Source organism: Amycolatopsis sp. NPDC021455, from assembly GCF_040640995.1.
Classification (GTDB): Bacteria; Actinomycetota; Actinomycetes; order Mycobacteriales; family Pseudonocardiaceae; genus Amycolatopsis.
This window is the reverse complement of the sequence record NZ_JBFACT010000078.1, coordinates 16,673-35,801: the sequence shown is the minus strand read 5'-3', so window position 1 is coordinate 35,801 and position 19,129 is coordinate 16,673. Positions and strand designations below refer to the sequence as shown.

General features: G+C 73.2%; 20 protein-coding genes. 10 read left to right on the top strand and 10 right to left on the bottom strand.

Annotation, left to right across the window (positions count from 1 at the left end):
- Positions 1–80 precede the first annotated feature (80 nt).
- Positions 81–1,010, bottom strand: coding sequence for a proline dehydrogenase family protein (locus tag AB0G28_RS43025; protein WP_361103437.1), 930 nt, complete (start codon positions 1,008–1,010; stop codon positions 81–83).
- Positions 1,011–1,021: 11 nt separating this feature from the next.
- Positions 1,022–2,650 carry an L-glutamate gamma-semialdehyde dehydrogenase gene (pruA, locus tag AB0G28_RS43020; RefSeq protein ID WP_361103435.1) on the bottom strand — a complete coding sequence of 543 codons (1,629 nt, stop codon included), beginning with the start codon at positions 2,648–2,650 and terminating at the stop codon, positions 1,022–1,024.
- Positions 2,651–2,739: 89 nt separating this feature from the next.
- On the opposite strand from pruA, the gene AB0G28_RS43015 reads away from it, so the two are divergent.
- Complete coding sequence (locus AB0G28_RS43015) at positions 2,740–4,311, top strand: helix-turn-helix domain-containing protein (protein ID WP_361103433.1); 1,572 nt, start codon at positions 2,740–2,742, stop codon at positions 4,309–4,311.
- Positions 4,312–4,330: 19 nt separating this feature from the next.
- Positions 4,331–4,987 (top strand): maleylpyruvate isomerase N-terminal domain-containing protein, encoded by a 657-nt coding sequence (locus AB0G28_RS43010; protein ID WP_361103431.1) that lies wholly within the window; start codon positions 4,331–4,333, stop codon positions 4,985–4,987.
- A 39-nt stretch (positions 4,988–5,026) separates the two neighbouring features.
- Here the strand turns inward: AB0G28_RS43010 and AB0G28_RS43005 are convergent, their stop codons facing one another.
- The 4 genes from AB0G28_RS43005 to AB0G28_RS42990 form a co-directional block, all read right to left on the bottom strand.
- Positions 5,027–5,260 carry a S1 RNA-binding domain-containing protein gene (locus tag AB0G28_RS43005; protein ID WP_361103429.1) on the bottom strand — a complete coding sequence of 78 codons (234 nt, stop codon included), beginning with the start codon at positions 5,258–5,260 and terminating at the stop codon, positions 5,027–5,029.
- 81 nt (positions 5,261–5,341) lie between these two features.
- Positions 5,342–6,388, bottom strand: a complete 1,047-nt coding sequence (locus AB0G28_RS43000; RefSeq protein WP_361103427.1) for an LLM class flavin-dependent oxidoreductase — start codon at positions 6,386–6,388, stop codon at positions 5,342–5,344.
- Between the two features lie 36 nt (positions 6,389–6,424).
- A complete protein-coding gene (locus AB0G28_RS42995) occupies positions 6,425–6,817 on the bottom strand; it encodes a DUF6221 family protein (protein WP_361103425.1) in 393 nt (130 codons plus the stop codon).
- A gap of 199 nt (positions 6,818–7,016) precedes the next feature.
- On the bottom strand, positions 7,017–8,033 hold the full coding sequence (locus AB0G28_RS42990) for a DNA primase small subunit domain-containing protein (protein ID WP_361103423.1): 1,017 nt from the start codon (positions 8,031–8,033) through the stop codon (positions 7,017–7,019).
- A gap of 95 nt (positions 8,034–8,128) precedes the next feature.
- Here AB0G28_RS42990 and AB0G28_RS42985 point away from each other — a divergent pair, with 95 nt between their 5' ends.
- From AB0G28_RS42985 to AB0G28_RS42950, 8 genes are all read left to right on the top strand, one after another.
- Positions 8,129–8,791 carry a TVP38/TMEM64 family protein gene (locus tag AB0G28_RS42985; protein WP_361103421.1) on the top strand — a complete coding sequence of 221 codons (663 nt, stop codon included), beginning with the start codon at positions 8,129–8,131 and terminating at the stop codon, positions 8,789–8,791.
- A gap of 118 nt (positions 8,792–8,909) precedes the next feature.
- Entirely contained in the window at positions 8,910–10,580 is a 1,671-nt protein-coding gene (locus AB0G28_RS42980) for a protein kinase (RefSeq protein ID WP_361103443.1), read from the top strand.
- A 56-nt stretch (positions 10,581–10,636) separates the two neighbouring features.
- On the top strand, positions 10,637–10,942 hold the full coding sequence (locus AB0G28_RS42975; protein ID WP_361103419.1) for a hypothetical protein: 306 nt from the start codon (positions 10,637–10,639) through the stop codon (positions 10,940–10,942).
- Between the two features lie 19 nt (positions 10,943–10,961).
- Positions 10,962–11,384, top strand: coding sequence for a peptide-methionine (R)-S-oxide reductase MsrB (msrB, locus tag AB0G28_RS42970; RefSeq protein WP_191317304.1), 423 nt, complete (start codon positions 10,962–10,964; stop codon positions 11,382–11,384).
- A 74-nt stretch (positions 11,385–11,458) separates the two neighbouring features.
- Positions 11,459–12,367 (top strand): TIGR04222 domain-containing membrane protein, encoded by a 909-nt coding sequence (locus AB0G28_RS42965; RefSeq protein WP_361103416.1) that lies wholly within the window; start codon positions 11,459–11,461, stop codon positions 12,365–12,367.
- 66 nt (positions 12,368–12,433) lie between these two features.
- Positions 12,434–13,348, top strand: coding sequence for a TIGR04222 domain-containing membrane protein (locus AB0G28_RS42960; RefSeq protein ID WP_361103414.1), 915 nt, complete (start codon positions 12,434–12,436; stop codon positions 13,346–13,348).
- Positions 13,341–14,141: a DUF692 domain-containing protein gene (locus tag AB0G28_RS42955; RefSeq protein ID WP_361103412.1), complete on the top strand. Its 801-nt coding sequence runs from the start codon at positions 13,341–13,343 to the stop codon at positions 14,139–14,141. The genes AB0G28_RS42960 and AB0G28_RS42955 overlap by 8 nt, the downstream gene beginning before the upstream one ends.
- Positions 14,138–14,476, top strand: a complete 339-nt coding sequence (locus tag AB0G28_RS42950; RefSeq protein WP_361103410.1) for a hypothetical protein — start codon at positions 14,138–14,140, stop codon at positions 14,474–14,476. The genes AB0G28_RS42955 and AB0G28_RS42950 overlap by 4 nt, the downstream gene beginning before the upstream one ends.
- A gap of 78 nt (positions 14,477–14,554) precedes the next feature.
- Here the strand turns inward: AB0G28_RS42950 and AB0G28_RS42945 are convergent, their stop codons facing one another.
- The 4 genes from AB0G28_RS42945 to hemE are packed head-to-tail and all read right to left on the bottom strand — an operon-like array spanning position 14,555 to position 19,111.
- Positions 14,555–15,895, bottom strand: a complete 1,341-nt coding sequence (locus tag AB0G28_RS42945; protein WP_361103408.1) for a CoA transferase — start codon at positions 15,893–15,895, stop codon at positions 14,555–14,557.
- A complete protein-coding gene (hemQ, locus tag AB0G28_RS42940) occupies positions 15,895–16,587 on the bottom strand; it encodes a hydrogen peroxide-dependent heme synthase (protein WP_361103406.1) in 693 nt (230 codons plus the stop codon). Before hemQ ends, AB0G28_RS42945 begins: the two co-directional genes overlap by 1 nt.
- Before the next feature lie 56 nt (positions 16,588–16,643).
- A complete protein-coding gene (gene hemG / locus AB0G28_RS42935; protein WP_361103404.1) occupies positions 16,644–18,044 on the bottom strand; it encodes a protoporphyrinogen oxidase in 1,401 nt (466 codons plus the stop codon).
- Complete coding sequence (gene hemE, locus AB0G28_RS42930; RefSeq protein WP_361103402.1) at positions 18,041–19,111, bottom strand: uroporphyrinogen decarboxylase; 1,071 nt, start codon at positions 19,109–19,111, stop codon at positions 18,041–18,043. Before hemE ends, hemG begins: the two co-directional genes overlap by 4 nt.
- Positions 19,112–19,129 lie beyond the last annotated feature (18 nt).

Sequence of the window (19,129 nt, the reverse complement as noted above, 5' to 3'; positions counted from 1 at the left end):
AGGCCGAACAGGCCTGACCACCGTGCCGTGAAGGCCTCCTTACCGGCCATAAGAGCCGGTAAGGAGGCCTTCACGGCTTTTCAGGACCTGGTCGCCAGGCCGCGCAGGAAGAACGCCAGGTTGGCCGGGCGCTCGGCCAGCCGCCGCATGAAGTAGCCGTACCACTCGTCGCCGTAGGGCACGTAGACGCGCATGCGGGCGCCCGACGCGGCGATCCGCCGCTGTTCCTCCGGCCGGATGCCGTAGAGCATCTGGAACTCGTGGTCGTCGTCGGTCCGCCCGTTCTCCTCGGCGAGCGCGGCGGCGATCCCGATCATCCGCGGGTCGTGCGAGGCCACCATGGGGTAGCCCTGGCCCGCCATCAGGACGCGCAGGCAGCGGACGTAGGACTTGTCCACTTCGGACTTCTCCTGGAACGCCACCGACTCGGGTTCGGCGTACGCGCCCTTGCACAGCCGGACCCGGGAGCCCGGCCCGGACAACGAACGGCAGTCCTGCTCGGTGCGCCGCAGGTAGGCCTGCAGCACCGCGCCCACCCACGGGTACTCGCCGCGCAGCTCGCGCAGGATGCCGAGCGTCGAGTCCGTGGTGGTGTGGTCCTCCATGTCCAGCGTCACGGTGGCGCCGACCGCCTCGGCCGCCGCGCAGATCTTCCGCGCGTTCTCCAGCGCGACGTCTTCGCCGTTCGAAGGCAGGAACTGCCCCACCGCCGACAGCTTCACCGAGACGTCCGCCCCCGCAGCCAGCCCTTCCGCGGCCAGCGCGGACAGCACCGCCTCGTAGGCCCGGACGGTCGCCGCCGCCTGCCCGGCGTCGGTGGTGTCCTCGCCCAGGTGGTCGAGGGTGATCCGGCGGCCGTCCGCGGCCAGTTCCCGGGCCACGCGGACGGCGTCGGCGGTCTCGGACCCGGCCACGAACCGGCGCACCACGGATCGCGTGGCGGGCACGGCCTCGACCAGCGCGCGGATGCGCCGCGACCGGGCGGCGGCGAGCAACGGGGCACGCAACATGACGGTCCTCCTCAGCCCTGGTGCGGGTAGCGCACGCTGGTCGGCGGCACGAAGGTCTCCTTGACCGAGCGCGGGCTGGTCCAGCGCTGCAGGTTGAAGATCGAGCCCGCCTTGTCGTTCGTGCCGGACGCCCGGCCGCCGCCGAACGGCTGCTGGCCGACGACGGCGCCGGTCGGCTTGTCGTTGACGTAGAAGTTGCCCGCGGTGAACTTCAGCGCCTCGGCGGCCTTCGCCACGGCGACGCGGTCGTTCGCGATCACCGCGCCGGTCAGCGCGTAGGCGGCGGTCTCGTCGACCAGCTTCAGGACGTCGTCGAAGCGGGAGTCCTCGTAGACGTACACCGACAGGATCGGGCCGAAGTACTCGGTCGAGAAGATCTCGTGCTTCGGGTCGTCCGACACCAGGATCGTCGGCTGCACGAAGTAGCCGACGCTGTCGTCGGCCGTGCCGCCGGTGAGGACCTCGACCGACGCATCGGAAGCGACGCGTTCGAAAAGCGACGTGTGCTTCGTGAACGCGCGCCGGTCGATCACCGCGCCGCCGAAGTGCGACAGGTCGGTGACGTCGCCGTAGGTCAGCGCCTCGGTCTCGGCGACCAGGCCGTCCTTCAGCTCGTTCCAGACGCTGCGCGGGACGTACGCGCGCGAAGCGGCGGAGCACTTCTGGCCCTGGTACTCGAAGGCGCCGCGGACCAGCGCGGTGCGCAGGACGTCGACGTCGGCGGAGGGGTGCGCGAGCACGAAGTCCTTGCCGCCGGTCTCGCCGACCAGGCGCGGGTAGCCGCGGTAGCCCGCGATGTTCGCCCCGACCGTGCCCCACAGGTGCTGGAAGGTCGCGGTCGAGCCGGTGAAGTGGATGCCGGCCAGGTCGCGGTGGGTCAGCGCGACCTCCGAGACGGCCTTGCCGTCACCCGGCAGCAGGTTGATCACGCCCGGCGGCATCCCGGCCTCTTCGAGCAGCCGCATGGTCAGGTGCGCGGCGAACGACTGTGTCGGCGACGGCTTCCACAGCACGGTGTTGCCCATCAGCGCGGGCGCGGTCGGCAGGTTGCCGGCGATGGCGGTGAAGTTGAACGGCGTGATCGCGTAGACGAAGCCCTCGAGGGGCCGGTGCTCCAGCCGGTTCCACACGCCGGGCGAGCTGATCGGCTGCTCGGCGAGGATGCGGCGGCCGAACTCGACGTTGAAGCGCCAGAAGTCGGCGAGCTCGCAGGCGGAGTCGATCTCGGCCTGGGTCGCGGTCTTGGACTGGCCGAGCATGGTGGCCGCGTTGAGGGTGGCGCGCCACTTGCCGGTGAGCAGGTCGGCGGCGCGCAGGAGGATCGCGGCGCGGTCGTCGTAGGACAGCGAACGCCACTCCGGAGCGGCCTTCGCGGCGGCCGCGATCGCGTCGGTGGCGTCCTGCTGGGTCGCGCTGTGGATGGTACCGAGGACGTGCGCGTGGTTGTGCGGCTGGACGACGTCGATCTGCTCGCCGCCACCGGGGCGCTGCTCGCCGCCGATGGTGACGGTCAGCTCGACCGGTTCCGCCTGGCCCAGCCGCTTGAGCGCACCCTCGAGTTCCGCGCGCTCAGCGCTGCCCGGCGCGTAGGTGAGCACCGGCTCGTTCGTCGGGGCGGGGGTCTGGGTCACGGCGTCCACGGCGGCTCCTCTGCTCTGTAGTCCTGATGCCCCGAACGGTAACTCCGGACACACCCGGGCGGCTTGTCCGAACGGCTAAAATCGGTCGTATGGCCTTGGCCGATCAGACAACCTCGCTGCGGCACGTCCTGGCGACGCTCGGCGAGCCCCTGGTCGAGGTCGTCGTGGCGCCGCACGGCCTCGGCGTGCCGGTCACCGACGTCGTGATCCTCGACCCCGAAGACCCCCTGGAAGCGTCCCCCGGCGACCTGGTGCTGGTGATCGGCGCGCGCGGCCGGGCGGCGGCGCCGGCCATCCGCGCGGCCGGGCGTGGCGGCGCGGCCGCGGTGGCGGTCAAAGGCGCGACGGGTGCCGACGTCGCCGCCGACGCGGGCGTCGCGCTGCTCACGGTCGGCGCCGAGGCACGCTGGGAGCAGGTCGAGTCCCTGGCCCGCGGCGTCATCGAAGCGGCGCGCGCGGGTGGTGAGGCGGCCAGCGGCGAGGTGCTCGGCGACCTGTTCGCCCTGGCGCAGACGATCGCGACGCTCACCGGCGGCCTGGTCAGCATCGAAGACACGGCCAACCGCGTGCTCGCGTATTCACGGGCGGGCGACGAAGTCGACGAGCTGCGGCGGCTGTCGATCCTCGGCCGCGAGGGCCCGGAGCGCTACCTGGCGATGCTCCGCGAATGGGGCGTCTACCAGCGGCTTCGGGCCGGGGAAGGGATCGTCCGGATCGACGAGCGGCCCGAGCTGGGCATCCGCCGCCGCATCGCCGCGGGCATCCACGCGGGCAAGCAGCCGCTCGGCACGATCTGGGTCCAGGAGGGCGCCCAGCCGCTCACCGAACGGGCCGAGACGGCGCTGCTCGGCGCGAGCCGCGCCCTGGCGCCGCAGCTGATCCGCGCCCGCACGCTGCCCAGCCCGGAGCTGCGGCTGCGCGAAGACCTCCTGGCCCTCCTGCTGGAGGGACGGCTCGATGCGGAGTCCGTCGCCGACGACATCGGCGCGGACCCGGCCCGCCCGGCGCAGGTGCTGGCGTTTTCCTTGGAGCGCTCGGACAATCGGCAGCTGCGGCGGGCCGAGCTGGTCCACCTGATCGCCGTCCACACCGCGGCCTACCGGCGCAGCGCGCTGGTGAGCGTGATCGGCGGCCGCGTCTACGCGCTGCTGCCGGACCTGCCCGAGCACTCGGACGCGGCGGTACTGGCGCTGGCCCGCGAAATCACCGCCACCGCCCGCCGGCACCTGGACGTCCCGGTGCGGGCGGCCCTCGGCGGCGTCGTGCCCCGGCTGTCGGAGGCGGCCGCGTCCCGAGGCGACGCCGACCGCGTCCTGGCGGCGATGGCGCGCGGGCACTGGCCCGCGGACGTCGCCTCGCTGGCCGACGTCCGCGCCGAGGTGCTGCTGTCGGAGGTGCTGGCGTTCCTGGGCGGGCAGCCGCGCATCCGCGACCCGCGGCTCACGGCGCTGGTGGCGCACGACGCCGAACACGGCGGGATCCTGGTGCCGGCGGTCCTGGCCTGGCTGGACGCCTTCGGCGACGTCCGGGCCGCCGCGCGGGCGCTGAACATCCACCCGAACACCGTGCGGTACCGGGTCCGGCGCGCCGCCGAAGTGTCCGAAGTGGACTTCTCGGACCCCGCGCAGCGGCTGTTAACTCAGCTGCAGCTGCGGCTCTGACCCTGCTAACTTCGCGCTCGTGGATCTCTTTTCGCGCACGTGGGCGGCGTTGCGCGCCGCGGTCGCCGCCCTTCCCGACGCCGACTTCGCGAAGCCGTCCGGCTGCCGGGGCTGGCTGGTCCGCGACCTGGTCTGCCACCTCGTCATCGACGCCCAGGACGTCCTGATCACACTGGTCACGCCGTCCTCGGCGGCGCTCACGCACGACGCGATCACGTACTGGGCGGTGAGCGACGAGCCGCCGACGGGCGACGACCCGCTGGACGCGCTGATCGTCCGCCTGGCCGCCGCGTACGAGGACCCGGCCCTGCTGAAGTTCCACCTCGAGGACGTCGGCGCCGCGGCGGGCCGCGCGGCCGACCTCGCCGACCCGGGAATGCGGGTGAGCACGCAGGACATGGTCCTCACCGCGGGCGACTACCTCTCGGCGTACGTGCTGGAGTGGACCCTGCACCACCTGGACCTGGTGGCGCACCTGCCGTCCGCCGCGCCGCCGCCGGCCGAGGGCCTGGCGCGGACGCGGCAGATGCTGGAGACGATCGCGGGAACCACGTTCCCGCCGTCATTCTCCGACGAAGACGTCCTGCTGGTGGCGACCGGCCGTCGGGCGCCGACCGAGGCGGAGGCCGCGGAACTCGGCGACCTGGCCGCGCGGCTGCCTTTCGTACTCGGGTGACGGGTCGAGGCAGGGCGCCCTGCCTCGACCCCCCTCAACTCACGCCTTCACCAGGCTGAACCGGCGACGCTCGACGTCGATCCGCTCGATGCGGACCGGCAGCCGCGTCCCGGCTTCCGGCACCTGCTCGGCGCCGGTCACCAGCAGGCCGTGGATCCCCGGGGCCACTTCGACGAAGGCGCCGAACGGCAGCGGCCGCGCCACGACGCCGTCGAGCACCCCGCCCTCGGCGTGGGCCGCGACGAACTGCGACCAGGAACTGTTCTCGGACATGCGATTCACCTCCTTTCCGCGCACGTTCCGATCACTTCGGACACATGCGAGGAGGCGGCGGCCCACGCGGCCGCCCGGAGGTCACGGCTCAGCCGGGTACCCCGTCTGCTCACGGCTCGAGGCCGACCCGGCAGTCACCGGAGAAACTATACCGGACAATTCCGCGAGCGCGGCGAAAGAATCCAGCCGCGCGGATTGGTCGTAGGCCGCCGTCGTCGCGAGGACTTCGTCGGCGCCCGTGGTTTCGACGAGCGCGTCCAGCCGGTCGGCCACCTCGGCCGGGGTGCCCGAGATCTGGCCGTCCAGGGTCTCCTCGAGCCGCGTTCGCTCGCGGCCGGTCATCGGCAGGGCCAGGATCTCGGCGGGCGGCGCCAGGGGCGGGAAGACGCCGTGGGAACGCGAATACACCGTCGCCCAGGCCTCCGGCACGAGCAGGTTCCGCGCGTCCGCCGCCGAGTCCGCGACGGCGATCGCCGTGGACACCACGACGTACGGCTCCCGCGCCCACTCGGACGGCCGGAACCCTTCGCGATAGCGCGTCACGGCTTCGGCCAGGGCGCGCTCACCCCGCACCGGCGCGATCACCAGCGGCAGGCCGAGTTCGGCGGCGAGGTCCGCGCCGGACCCGGTGGCCAGCAGGAACGGCGGCACGCGCAGCCCCTCGGCGGGGTAGGCGTGGACGCCGGGGAAAGCGTGTTCCCCGGTGAAGAACCCGAGCAGCTCCCGGAGCTGCGCGCCGAAGCCGTCGGCCGCGTCCTTGCCGTGGCCCAGCGCATCCCGGACGCCGGCGGTGAAGCCGACCGACCGGCCCAGCCCCATGTCGATCCGGCCGGGGTGAAGCGCTTCCAGGACACCGAACTGCTCGGCGACGACGAGGGGCCGGTGGTTCGGCAGCATCACCCCGCCGGTCCCGACGCGGATGCGGCCGGTCGCCCCGGCGACGGCGGCGGCCAGCACGGTCGGCGCCGACCCGGCGACCCCGGGCACGCCGTGGTGTTCGGACACCCAGAACCGGTGGTAGCCCAGCCGTTCGATGTCACGGGCGAAGGCGACGGTGTCACGCAGCGCCCGCGCGGGCCCGCCGTCGCGCCGCACGGGCGAACGGTCGAGCACGGAAAACAGCGTCACGAGACGTGCAACGCGCGTCCGGCGGCGGGATTCCCGCTACGGGCGCCAGCGCTCGCTGTAGTCCGGGTGGTCGGCGTAGGGCAGGGCCAGCAGGCGCAGCGTGAGGCACCAGTTGGAGCCGGCCTCGTCGGCGGGCACGTGGCAGGTCTCACACCAGTATTCGCTGCCGTAGAGCGGAAAACCCGGGACCTTTTCGGACACGGTGGTGCGGTGGGCGAGCAGGATCCGCCGGGTGGCCTCGATCTCGTTGATCATCTGGTTGACCGCTTCGAGGTCGAGATCGGTCAGCCCGCGGATCTTCTGCTCCACGGCGACCTTCGTCTCGCCGCGATTCATCGTCTCGCCGGCCTTCGCCTTGTTGACGGCCTGCATGATCAACGCCTGCCGCGCGCCCACTCGCGCGGCGAGGAATGCGATCAGGTCGTCCACGCAGGGCCTCCCTCCTCGAACCGCCCCCGGGCATGCCCCGGAGAGTCGCCGATTCGGAACGGCACGTTACGCCGTCGGCGACCATGATCGTGACAACGAACGCGGACGTGCAACATTTGTGACCCGAAAGGCGACAGCGGGCGTTTGCGTGATCACTCCGCGCAGCGCGGCTGCGGCAATCGGCCCAGCGTGCACGGCGTCAGTCCGGCCGCGCCTTGCTCGGCTGCACCCGCTTCGGCTCGCCCGGCATCTTCGGATAGTCGGGCGGATAAGGCAGATCACCGAGACCGTGATCACGCGCGTCGCGTTCGTACCATTCCAATGCCGTCTCGAGGCCGAACGACTCTTCGTCCATTCGGGCGTGCAGATCGCCGTACCGCTCCAGGAAAGCCGGGATCGTCAGCACGTCGAAGTCGTCCGCGTCCACTTCGTCCAGCAGGTCCCACGTCAACGGTGTCGACACCGTCGCGCGCGGGGTGCCGCGGACCGACCACGCCGACGCCACCGTGCGGTCGCGGGCCGCCTGGTTGTAGTCGAGGAACACCCGGCCGGCTCGTTCCTCCTTCCACCACGAGATCGTCGCCTTGTCCGGGATGCGGCGCTCGACCTCGCGGCCGAGCGCGATCACCGCGTGGCGGACCGCGACGAAGTCCCACTCCGGCCGGATCCGCACCAGCACGTGCACCCCGCGCCCGCCGGACGTCTTCGGGTAGCCGGTCAGCCCGGCGTCCGCCAGCACCTCGCGGACCACCCGGGCGACCTCGACCGCGTCGGCGAACCCGGCGCGGTCCGGCGGGTCGACGTCGACGCGCAGCTCGTCCGGGTGGTCGGCGTCCGCGCGGCGCACCGGCCACGGGTGGAAGTCGAACGTGCCCAGGTTCGCCGCCCAGGCGAACACGGCGGGCTCGGTCGGGCACACCTCGTCGGCCGTGCGGCCCGAGGGGAACGTGATCCGGGCCGTCTCGACCCACGAAGGCGCGCCCTTCGGCACGCGCTTGGCGTAGAACCACTCCCCCTCGACGCCGTCGACGTACCGCTTCAGCGTGGTCGGCCGCTCGCCGATCGCGCGCAGCAGCGGCCCGCCGACGGTGATGTAGTGCTCCACGACCTGCCGCTTCGTGATGCCGCGCTGGGGGAAGTACACCTTGTCCGGGCTCGAGACGCGGACCGTGCGGCCGCCCACCTCGTACTCGACCGGGTCACCGTGCTTGGGCATACGGCCACGCTAGCGGCGAACCCGAGCTTTCACGTGAAAGCTCGGACCCGAGGTCGGAGCTTTCACGTGAAAGCTCCGTCTGTAGGCTGGAGCGGGTGTCCGGCCGCAGCAAGCTGATCGTCGCGCTCGCCGTGCTCGCCGTCTTCGCGGCGGCCGCGGTGCTGCTGCCGATCCCCGGTCCGGCCGAACTGCGGGCCTGGGCCGCCGCCACCGGCCCCGCGACGCCGCTCGTGCTGCTCGTCGCGTACTCGGTGCTCACCGTGGCGCCGATCCCGCGGACGGTGTTCAACCTCGCCGCCGGCCTGCTCGTCGGCACCACCGCCGGGATCGCGATCGGCCTGGTCGCCACCACCATCGCGGCAGGCCTGTCCTTCGGCCTGGCCCGGCTGCTCGGCCGCGACCTGGTCACCCGGCACCTGCACCGCTCGGCGGTGAAAACGGTCAACGACCGCCTTTCGGACGGCGGCGTCCTCGCCATCACCTCGCTGCGGCTGATCCCGGTGGTGCCGTTCGCGCCGTTCAGCTACCTCTGCGGGGTATCCTCCGTGCGGCTCTCCCCGTACCTGGCCGGTACGCTGCTCGGGAGCGTGCCCGGCACGGTCGCCGTGGTCGTCCTCGGCGACGCCCTGACCGGCGACACGCCGCCCGCGCTGCTCGCCTGCTACGGCGTGTTCGCGCTGGCCGGGGCGATCGGGCTGGTCAAGGTGTTCAAGAAGCGGGCACCGGCCGAACCCGAGCCCGCCGGACCGGCTGGCTGACGCGAAAGGCACCGGGCCGACCGCTACACTCGATCGGGTGCGCGAAGCGGAAACGCGCTGAGCAGGGCCACCATCACCGGGAATTTCGTCAGGAGCAGTCGCCATCGACACCGGTCAGCTGATCGCGGGGCACTACCGCCTCGTCGAGCACATTGGTAGCGGTGCCATGGGAGTGGTGTGGCGCGCGACTGACGTGCGCCTCGAACGCACCGTCGCGATCAAGCAGATCCTCCCGCAGCCGGGTGTCTCCGAGACCGAACGCGACAACATGCGCCAGCGCGCGATGCGCGAGGCGAAGAACGCCGCCCGCTTCCAGCACCCGAACGCGATCGTGGTGTTCGACATCGCCGAGCACAACGGCGACCCCTGCCTGGTGATGGAGTACCTGAACGGCCCCAGCCTCTCCACGATCCTGGCCGAGGAGGGCACCCTCCCGCTCGGCCGGGTCGCCCGGATCGGCGAGCAGGTCGCGTCCGCGCTGGTCGCCGCGCACCGCGCCGGGATCGTGCACCGCGACGTCAAGCCGGGCAACATCCTCATCGACGAGACCGGCACCGCGAAGATCACCGACTTCGGCATCTCCCGCGCGGCGGGCGACATGACGCTGACGGCCACCGGCCTGATCGGCGGCACACCCGCCTACCTGGCGCCCGAGCTGGCCCGCGGCGCCGACCCGGTGCCCAGCTCCGACGTCTTCGCCCTCGGCGCGACCCTCTACCAGGCCATCGAGGGCACCACGCCGTACGGCAACACGACCAACCAGCTCGCGCTGCTCTACGCGGCGGCGAACGGCCAGATCAACCCGCCGGTGCAGGCGGGGGCGGCCACGGCGCTGCTGATGAGCCTGCTGCGCAGCGAGCCGGGCGAGCGGCCGAGCATGGCCGAGGCCCGCGAGCGGCTGGCCGCGCTGGCCCGGACCGAGCCCGGCGGCATGACGGCGTCGCCGCCGCTGCTGTCGGGCGGCGCGGGCCGCAAGCCCGCCGCCCCCGCGGACGGCGGCGAGCGGCCGCCGTGGCAGCGGAGCGAGAACAAGGCGCCGTCGTCACCGCCGGTCGGCACGCCCGTGCCGGCGAACAAGGCGCCCTCGAACCCGCCGCGCCCGACGGCGGCGTTCATGCCGATGCGCTCGCCGGCCGCCCCGCCGAACACCCCGCCCAGACCGATGCCCGCGGCCGCACCGACGGCCAGGGCTCCCCAGTACTCGTCGGACACTCCGAAAGCGGACAACAAGCGCAAGTACGCGCTGTTCGCCGGGGCCGGCGCGGCGGTCGTCGTGGTCGCGGTCATCGTGTTCCTGGTGCTGAACTCCGGTGGTGGTGGCGGCGGCACGAACACCAACCAGGCCGGCCAGTCGCCGTCCAGTGCGCCCGCTGCCACCGGGACGTCTCCGAAGAAGAACAGCTCCTCCAGTTCCGTGCCCACCGGCCCGCTCGGGGACACCGTGACGGAGGGCAAGGTCACCAACGTCGGCGCGGCCGGTCTGCTCGTGGTCAACTTCTTCTCCGACCCGGCCGGGAGCTGGAACAAGCTCACCCCGGCCGCCCAGGCCGTCTACGGCAACGAGCAGCAGTTCCAGGCCTACTGGGCCACGAACAAGTCCAACATCCAGGGCTTCAAGAAGGCCAACGCCGACTCGGGCCGCACCGAGGACGACGGCTCGCTGATCATCAACATGGATCTCAACGACCAGTCGCGCCGCCCGTTCCGGATCGTGATGGTGGGTGGCCAGATGCTCATCGACAGCAACACCAAGCTCGACGGTTCCACCGGCACCGGCTCCGGCCAGTGATGAGACGTAACGCGCGCTTGGTGGGCTGACGAGCGCCGATGGCCTACCGTGGGGGTATGGCCGAAGACGGAGCTTCGCTGCCGGGCCAGAATCCTCGCTTCCACGAGGACCTGGTCGGCCTGGACCCGTGGGATCCGGAGGCGCGCGCGTTCGCCGAGCACCTCGACCGCATCGAACGCTGCGGTCCGAACTACACCATCGAGGCCGCGCTCGACGGCGTCGCGGACTTCGCCGACTCCAGCAACCGCCTCGGCGGGCTGCGCTACTGGGTGTCGGCCCTGATCGTGGTCCTCATCGTGCTCGGCGTGATCGTGGCCGCATGGGACATCGTGGTGCACGCCCTCGCCTGGCTCGCGGCGTAACGTGGATCGGGTGAAAGGTATGAAACCCGTTGTCGGCGCGACCCCGCGCGTCGTGAAGTCCGAACAGGAATGGCGGGCGCAGCTCAGCCCGGACGAGTACGCCGTGCTCCGCCAGGCGGGGACCGAACGGCCGTTCACCGGTGAGTACACCGACACCAAGACCACCGGCGTCTACGAGTGCCGCGCGTGCGGTGCCGAGCTGTTCCGCAGCGACACGAAGTTCGAGAGCCACTGCGGCTGGCCGTCGTTCTACGACCCCGCGGACTCCGACGCCGTGCTGCTGCGCGAGGACCGCACCATGGGCATGAAGCGCATCGAGGTGCTCTGCGGCTCGTGCCACAGCCACCTCGGGCACGTCTTCGAGGGCGAGGGCTACCCGACCCCGACCGACCAGCGGTACTGCATCAACTCCATCTCGCTGAAACTGGTACCCGAGTCCTAAATCCTTCTTAAGGGAGCAACCCGCCGCCCTTCCTCGAACGTGGTCACCGAACACGGACGAGGGAGGGCGGACTCATGACCGACACCTGGGGCATTCCCGGACCGGTGTTCACGGGCCTCTACCTGGGCCTCCTGCTCGCGGTGGCGCTGTACGGCGTGCTGCGCGCCAGGCGGCTGTCGCAGGGGGACGGCGTGGCCGCGCCGGAGCGGGCCGAGGAATTCGCGCTGCTGGCCGGCGGGCGGCACCGGCTCGGCGAGTTCGTCGTCGCGACGCTGCTGGAGCGGCAGCTCGTCCGCCTCGACAGCACCGGCAAGCTGCACCGCGTCCGCGACACGGCGACCGACGACCTCGGCCGTGCGGCGCTCGCGCGCATCGGCAAGACCGGGAACTCGGTCACGCGGGTGGCCGACGACGTCGGGCAGCACTCCTCGGTGGCCGGGCTCGAAGCCGGGCTGGTCGCCCGCGGCCTGCTGACCGACGTCCGGGCGGTCCGGCTGGCCTGGGTGACCACGGCGGTGGCCTACTGGGCACTGGGCGTGCTCGGCGTCGCCCGGCTGATCGCCGGGTCGGCGACCGGGCACCCGGTCGGTTACCTGATCCTGCTGCTGGTGCTGAACACCGCCGCGGCCATCGCCGCCACTGTCGGTGCCGCGAACCGGCCGCGGGTCAGGATCACCGCCGCCGGGCGGGCCGCCGTCGAAAAGGCCCGGCGTGCCGGGGTACTCACGGCCGGGGCGGCCGGCACCGTCGCGGCCCAGGGCCTCGGCGGCCACCCCGACAAGGAGGTGCGGCTGGCCGTCGGCCGGGCCGTCCGGCAGGCGGCCGCGCAGGTGTACCGCCGTCCCCGCAGCGCCCACTGGGCGAGCGCCGGTGGCGGCGCGGCCGCCGGCTACTACGGCGGCTTCGGTGGCGGGGGCGGCAGCTCGTGCGGCGGCGGAGGCGGGGGCTGCGGAGGTGGTGGCGGCGGAGGCTGCGGCGGTTGAAACGCCGACGCGAGCGCTTGCGTCTCACAGCTACGGTAACCGCGACACACTGAGGGGAGACGGGCGATGGCCGACCCGTGGGGCATTTCCGGACCGGATTTCGTGGTCCTCTACATCGCGTTGCTCGGCGCGGTGCTGCTGGTGCGGGTCGTGGTGTCCGGGATCGCCGGCGCCCGGGCGCTGCGGGCCGACCAGGTCCGGCCCGGGCCGCCGCCGACCGTCTACCAGCTCGCCTACCTGGCCGGCGGTCCCGACCGGGCGGCCGACGCGGCGATCGCGGCGCTGGTGGACCGCGGCCGGCTGCGGGTGAACAGCTACAAGCAGGTCAGCCAGGCCGGGGCGCGGCCGTCCGAGCCGCTGGAGCAGGCGGTCTTCGACGTGGCGCAGCTGAAGACGACCTCGGCCATCCGGGGGTACGTCCGCGGTTCGGCGGCGATGCGCGCGCTGGAGGACAGCCTGGACCGGCAGGGCCTGCTGGCCTCCACCGCGGCGAAGCGGCGGGCCAGGACGTTCGGGCTGCTCCTGCAGCTGGCCGTGCTGGTGCTGGGCGTCGTGCGGCTGGTCAACGGCGTCTCGCTCGGCCGCCCGGTCGGGATCCTGGTCTTCCTCGTGCTGGTCGCGGCCGTGCTGACGCTGGTCGCCGCCGTGCGGCGGACGAAGACCGGGCCCCGGCAGCCCTCGGCGGCGGGGCACCGCGTGCTCGGCCAGGCGCGCGCGGCGGCGTCCGGGCCGGTCCCGGCCGGCATGCTGGCCGGCGGCGTGCTCCTGGGCGGGGCGGCGGCCGCGGTCGCGCTGGGCGGCTGGGCGATGTATCCGGACGAGGAGATCAGCGCGGCGCTGATGCCGCCGGCGGTGTCGTTCGGCGGCGGTGGCTCTTCGTCGGGGTCGTCCTGCAGCAGCGGCTCGTCGTGCTCGAGCTCGTCGTGCAGCAGCGGCTCTTCGTGTGGTTCGTCGTGCGGCGGAGGAGGCTGCGGTGGGTGACCTGGGCATCGGGATCGGCTGGCGGCACGAGCTGGACCTGTCCATCGCGCGCCTCCCGGGCGTGGACTGGGTCGAGGTCGTCGCGGAGAACCTGCACGCCGACCACCTCCCGGAGACGCTGGTGGCGCTGCGCCGGCGTGGCCTGCCGGTGCTGCCGCACGCGGTCTCGCTGTCCCTCGGCGGGGCCGAGCCGCTCGACACGGGCCGCGTCCAGCACCTCGCGGAGGTCGCGCGGGCCCTGAACGCGCCGTTGGTCAGCGACCACGTGTGCTTCGTGCGCGCGGGCGGGCTCGACTCGGGACACCTGATGCCGGTGCCGCGGACGAAGGAGGCCCTGGACGTGCTGGTGGCGAACGTCCGGCTGGCGCAGTCCATCGTGGACGTCCCGTTCGCGCTGGAGAACATCGCCGCGGTGCTCGACTGGCCGGACGCGGAGCTGACCGAGGAGCAGTTCCTCACGGAGCTGACCGAGCGGACCGGCTGCCTGCTCATCATCGACGTCGCGAACCTGTACGCGAACGCCCGCAACATCGGCACGGACCCGGCGGCGTTCCTGGACGGAATCCCGTGGGAGCGGCTGGCGTACGTCCACATGGCGGGCGGCATCGAGCGCGACGGCGTCTACCACGACACCCACGCGCACCCGGTGCAGCCTGGGGTGCTGTCCCTGCTGACGGAACTCCGCCGCCGCACGGACCCCCCGGGAGTGCTGCTCGAGCGCGACGACGACTACCCGTCGGACGACGAGCTGGCGGCGGAGCTGGCGGCCCTGCGAGCGGCGGTGGCCTGGTGAGCCGCGAGGAGCTGGCCCGCAAGCAGGCGGAGCTGCTGCACGCACTCCTGGCGGACGGCCCGCCCCCACCGGGTTTCGACCCTTCGCGGCTGCGAGTCGAGGCGAACGTACTGCGCCGCAAGCACGGCCGGGTGCTGGCGTACCAGCGCCCGGAGCTGGCGGAGGCACTCGGGGACCGCTTCGGCCCGCTGTTCACGGAGTTCAACGCATTCCGGCCGAAGCGGGACACCGAGCGGTCGGGGGCGTACGCGGACGAGTTCGTGACGTGGCTGACCGACCACGGCCACCTACCGAAGCCGAAGCGGGGCTGGCGGGACCGCCTCCGGCGTCGCTGACCGCAAGACCCGAGCGGCCCCAATGTGGCGTTGCGTCCAACGCACCCAACGCCACATTGGGGCGCTTGAGAACTCGGGTCAGGGGTTCCAGGTCGGTTTGTCGACACCGGGCAGCCGGGTCCCGAAGTCCCAGTGCGGCTCGGCCCCCGGCAACCCACCGGCCATCCGGACCCGCGTCAACCGGCCGTACCCGCTGTCCGCCTCTTCCATCAGGTCGCCGTAGTCGACGTCCACGGCAGCAGGGTCCTTGCGCCCCAGGGAATCCAGCCACCGACCCGTACCGGCCAGCGACAGCCGGGCCCGCCACGTGCCGCCGTCCGTCACCTGGCGGTGCAACGCCGTCATGACCGCCGCCGCCGTGAGCCAGCCCGTGGCGTGGTCCAGCGCCTGCACGGGCAAAGGCGACGGTCCTTCCGCGGACCACGCCATGCCGTTCGACATCTGGACCAGGCTGTCGAACCCGCGACGCCGCGCCCACGGGCCTTCCCACCCGTACGCGCTCAAGTCCGCGATCACCAGGCCCGGCCGCAGCTCGGCCAGCTCCGCCGGTCCGAAGCCGATGCGCTCCAGCGCGCCCGGGCGGAACGACTGCACCAGCACGTCCGCCCGGCTGATCAGCTTCTTCAGCCGCGCGCGGCCGCCCTCGGTGTCCAGCGCCACGAACGCCGAACGCTTGCCCTGGTTCGTGTCCCGCACCAGCGCCTCGACCCGCGGCAGGTGCGCCGCGCCGATGTGCAGCACGTCCGCGCCGTGCGCGGCCAGCACCCGGCCGGCCACCGGGCCGGCGAGCACGTGCGTCAGCTCCAGCACCCGGATCCCGCCCAGCGGCCGGTCCGAGTAGAACAACGTCCGCTTCGGTGCGTCGTCCACCGAACCCAGGTCCACCAGCGGCAGCGACGCCACCGCCGCGCCCTGCGGGTGCGCGGCCCAGTCCGACGGCGACCGCAGTTCGGCGGCCGCTCCCCCGGCGGTGACGACGGCGTGCTCGACCTCCCGCGCACTCCGTCCGGCGACCGCCTTCTCGACCGCCTCGCGGCTGCCGGGCACACCGAGTCCCCAGCACACCGCCGCTTCGTGGCGCGGGTAGTTGCAGTGCAGGCGCACCCAGCCGTCGGCCGCGCGGTAGTTGCCCGACAGCGGCGCCCAGACCGACTCGGCGCCGGCACCGTCCACCCTCAGCAGCTGCTCGCTGTGGAAGGCCGCCGCCGCGTGCCGGGTGTCCGCCGTGACGACCCCGGGCTCGATCCCGCGCACGCGAAGCATTTCCGCGGCCGCCAGAGTCGCGACGGCGACCGATGCCGAAGCCGCCGCGGCCACCCGGTACGGGCCGGGCAGCACGTCCTCGGGCCCGGTCAGCTCGAAGGGCCCCGGCGAAGACCCGGTGAGGGCGTGCCAGACGCCCTCGGCGATGTCGCGCACTACGGGAGAGCCGCGACGAGCTCGGCGGGCGGCACGCGCGTGCCGGTGTAGAACGGGATCTCCTCGCGCACGTGGCGGCGCGCCTCGGTGCCGCGCAGGTGCCGCATGAGGTCGACGATCCGGTGCAGCTCGTCGGCCTCGAAGGCGAGGATCCACTCGTAGTCGCCGAGGGCGAACGACGCGACGGTGTTCGCGCGCACGTCCGGGTAGTCGCGGGCCTCCTTGCCGTGGTCGGCGAGCATCTTGCGGCGCTCGGCGTCCGGCAGCAGGTACCACTCGTAGGACCGCACGAACGGGTAGACGCAGACGTACTTGCGCGCCTCTTCCCCGGCCAGGAACGCCGGGATGTGGCTCTTGTTGAACTCGGCGGGCCGGTGCAGCGCGGTCTGGCTCCAGACCGGCGTCGACGCACGGCCGAGCGGCGTCCGGCGGAACCCGGCGTAGGCGGCCTGGACCTGCTCGATCTCCTCGGCGTGCCACCAGATCATGAAGTCGGCGTCGGCGCGCAGCGCGGACAGGTCGTACACACCGCGGACGACGACGCCCTTGGCCTCGAGCCCGTCGAGGTACTCCGTCGTCTCGCGGCCGGCCGTCCCGCGGTCCTCACCCAGCTTCCCCGGCTCGATCCGGAAGACCGACCAGGTGGTGTAGCGGATGGTGTCGTTGAGCTCGTTGTAGTTGACCCGCGCCATGGCTCCATCCTGTCACCGCGCCCGCCCGGCCGCCCCCACGGGTCAGGTGAGAGCACTCACGAAGACAGGTGTGCCGCGATCCGCTGCGCGGCGGCCTCCGCCGTCGCGACACAGGCCGGCAGCCCGACGCCGTGGAGGGTGGCGCCGGCGACCGCCAGGCCGGGCACCGCCGCGACCGCCTTCTCGATCCGCTCGACGCGCTCGAGGTGCCCGGGGCCGTACTGCGGCAGCCCGCCGCCCCAGCGCGTCACCAGCGTCTCGATCGGCGTCGCCGTCACGCCGGTCAGCCGGGCGAGGTCGTCCCGGACCACGCGGACCAGCTCGACGTCGTCGGCCTGCAGGGCACCCAGCTCGCCGAAGCGCCCGACCGAGCCGCGGACGAACACCGGCCCGGTCGCCAGGTGCGCCCACTTCCGCGAAGAGAACGTGAACGCCTTCGCCGCGTACGGCACGCCGGAAGCGTCCCGTTCGCCCTGGCCGATGAGGATCCCCGAAGCTTCGGGCAGCCGCGTGCCGGGCGGGAGCGCGAGCGCGACGACGGCCATCGACGCCAGCTCCACCTCGCCGAACGCCGCCGAGGCCGCCGGGACCGGGTCGGCCAGCAGCCGGCGGGCCGACGGCGCCGGCACCGCGAGCACCACCGCGTCGACGTCCTCGGTGTTGTCCGCCGGGGCGTGCGCGGTCGGCGCGGCACCGATGCGCAGCCGCCAGCCGGTGCCGTGCCGCGCCATCTCGCAGACCGGCAGGCCGGTCCGCAGCTCGGCGCCGGAGAGTTCGGTGAGCCGGTCGATCACCGTGCCCAGGCCGCCGGGGGCGGTGCCGAACACCGGCGCGGCCGAGGGGTTCGCCGGCAGCTGCGCGGCGGCCGCCGCGGTCAGCGAACCCGCTCCCTCGGCCACCGCCGAAGCGAGGCCCGGCATGGTCGCGCGCAGGCCGAGGCCGTCCGCGCCGCCCGCGTAGACGCCGCCGAGCAGCGGGTCGACGAGCCGGTCGACCAGCTCGTCCCCGAACCGCGAACGCAGCAGTGGCCCCAGCGGCACGTCCCCGCCCGGCAGCCGCAGCTCCGGCAGCGACGGCTCGGCCTCGACGGCCCGGCGGCCCGCTTCCGACAGGACCCCGGCGACCGACTCCACCGACGCCGGCACGCCCATCACCGTGCCCGGCGGCAGGCCCGTCACGACGCCGCCGGCGTGGATCTTCGCGCGGGCCTTCGTCGGGTTGACGACTTCGATCCCCAGCTCGCGGGCCAGCGCGAGCATCTCGGGACGGCGGACGAGGAACGCCTCGGCACCGACGTCGTAGGGCACCCCGGCCAGCTCCACCGTGCGGAGCTTGCCGCCGGGCGTCCGGGTCTTCTCGAACACGACGATCTCGCAGGCGTCGCCGAGCAGCCGCCGCAGCCGGTACGCCGCGGTCAGCCCGGAAACGCCGCCCCCGACGACCGCGACGCGCTTCACAGCTCGTGCACCAGCCCGACCACGCGGGTCAGCACGTCCGGGTCGACCCCCGGGAGGACGCCGTGGCCGAGGTTGAAGATGTGACCGTCGGCCGCCTTGCCCTCCGCGACGATCCGCCGGACCTCGGCTTCGAGGACCGGCCAGGACGCGTGCAGCAGCGCCGGGTCGAGGTTGCCCTGGACGACCGCCTTCCCGCCGAGGCGGCGGACGGCCTCGTCCAGGGGGATCCGCCAGTCGACGCCGACGACGTCGGCGCCCGCGTCGCGCATCGCGGACAGCAGCTCGCCCGTGCCGACGCCGAAGTGGATCCGCGGCACGCCGTACTCCGCGACGCCCGCGAGGACCTTCGCCGAGTGCGGCAGGACGAACTCGCGGTAGTCCCGCTCGGACAGCGCGCCGGCCCAGGAGTCGAACAGCTGGATCGCGTCGACGCCGGCGTCGAGCTGCGCCCGCAGGAACGTCAGCGCGACGTCGGCCAGCCGCCCGGCCAGCTCGTGCCACAGCGCCGGCTCGGAGTGCATGAGCGCCTTGGTGTGCTCGTGGTTGCGGCTCGGGCCGCCCTCGATGAGGTAGCTGGCCAGCGTGAACGGCGCGCCGGCGAAGCCGATCAGCGGGGTCTCGCCGAGCCGCTCCACCAGCAGGCGGACGCCGTCGGCGACCTTCGCGACCTGGTCGATCTCCAGCTCCGGCAGCGCCTTCACGGCGGCGAGGTCGCGGACCGGCTCGGCCACGACCGGCCCGGTGCCGGGGACGATGTCGAGGTCGACGCCCGCGGCCTTGAGCGGCACGACGATGTCGCTGTACAGGATCGCCGCGTCGACGCCGTGGCGCCGGACCGGCTGCAGCGTGATCTCGGCGAGCATCTCGGGGTCGAAGCAGGAGTCGAGCATCGGCACGCCCTCGCGCAGGGCGCGGTACTCGGGCAGCGAACGACCGGCCTGGCGCATGAACCAGACCGGCGTGCGGGCCGGGCGTTCGCCGCGCGCGGCGGCCAGGAACGGGGCTTCGGGCAGCTCGCGGCGGCCGGTGACGGCGGCCGGCTGCGGCAAGGGCGTGGTCGGAGACATCGGCTCAATCGTGCCACG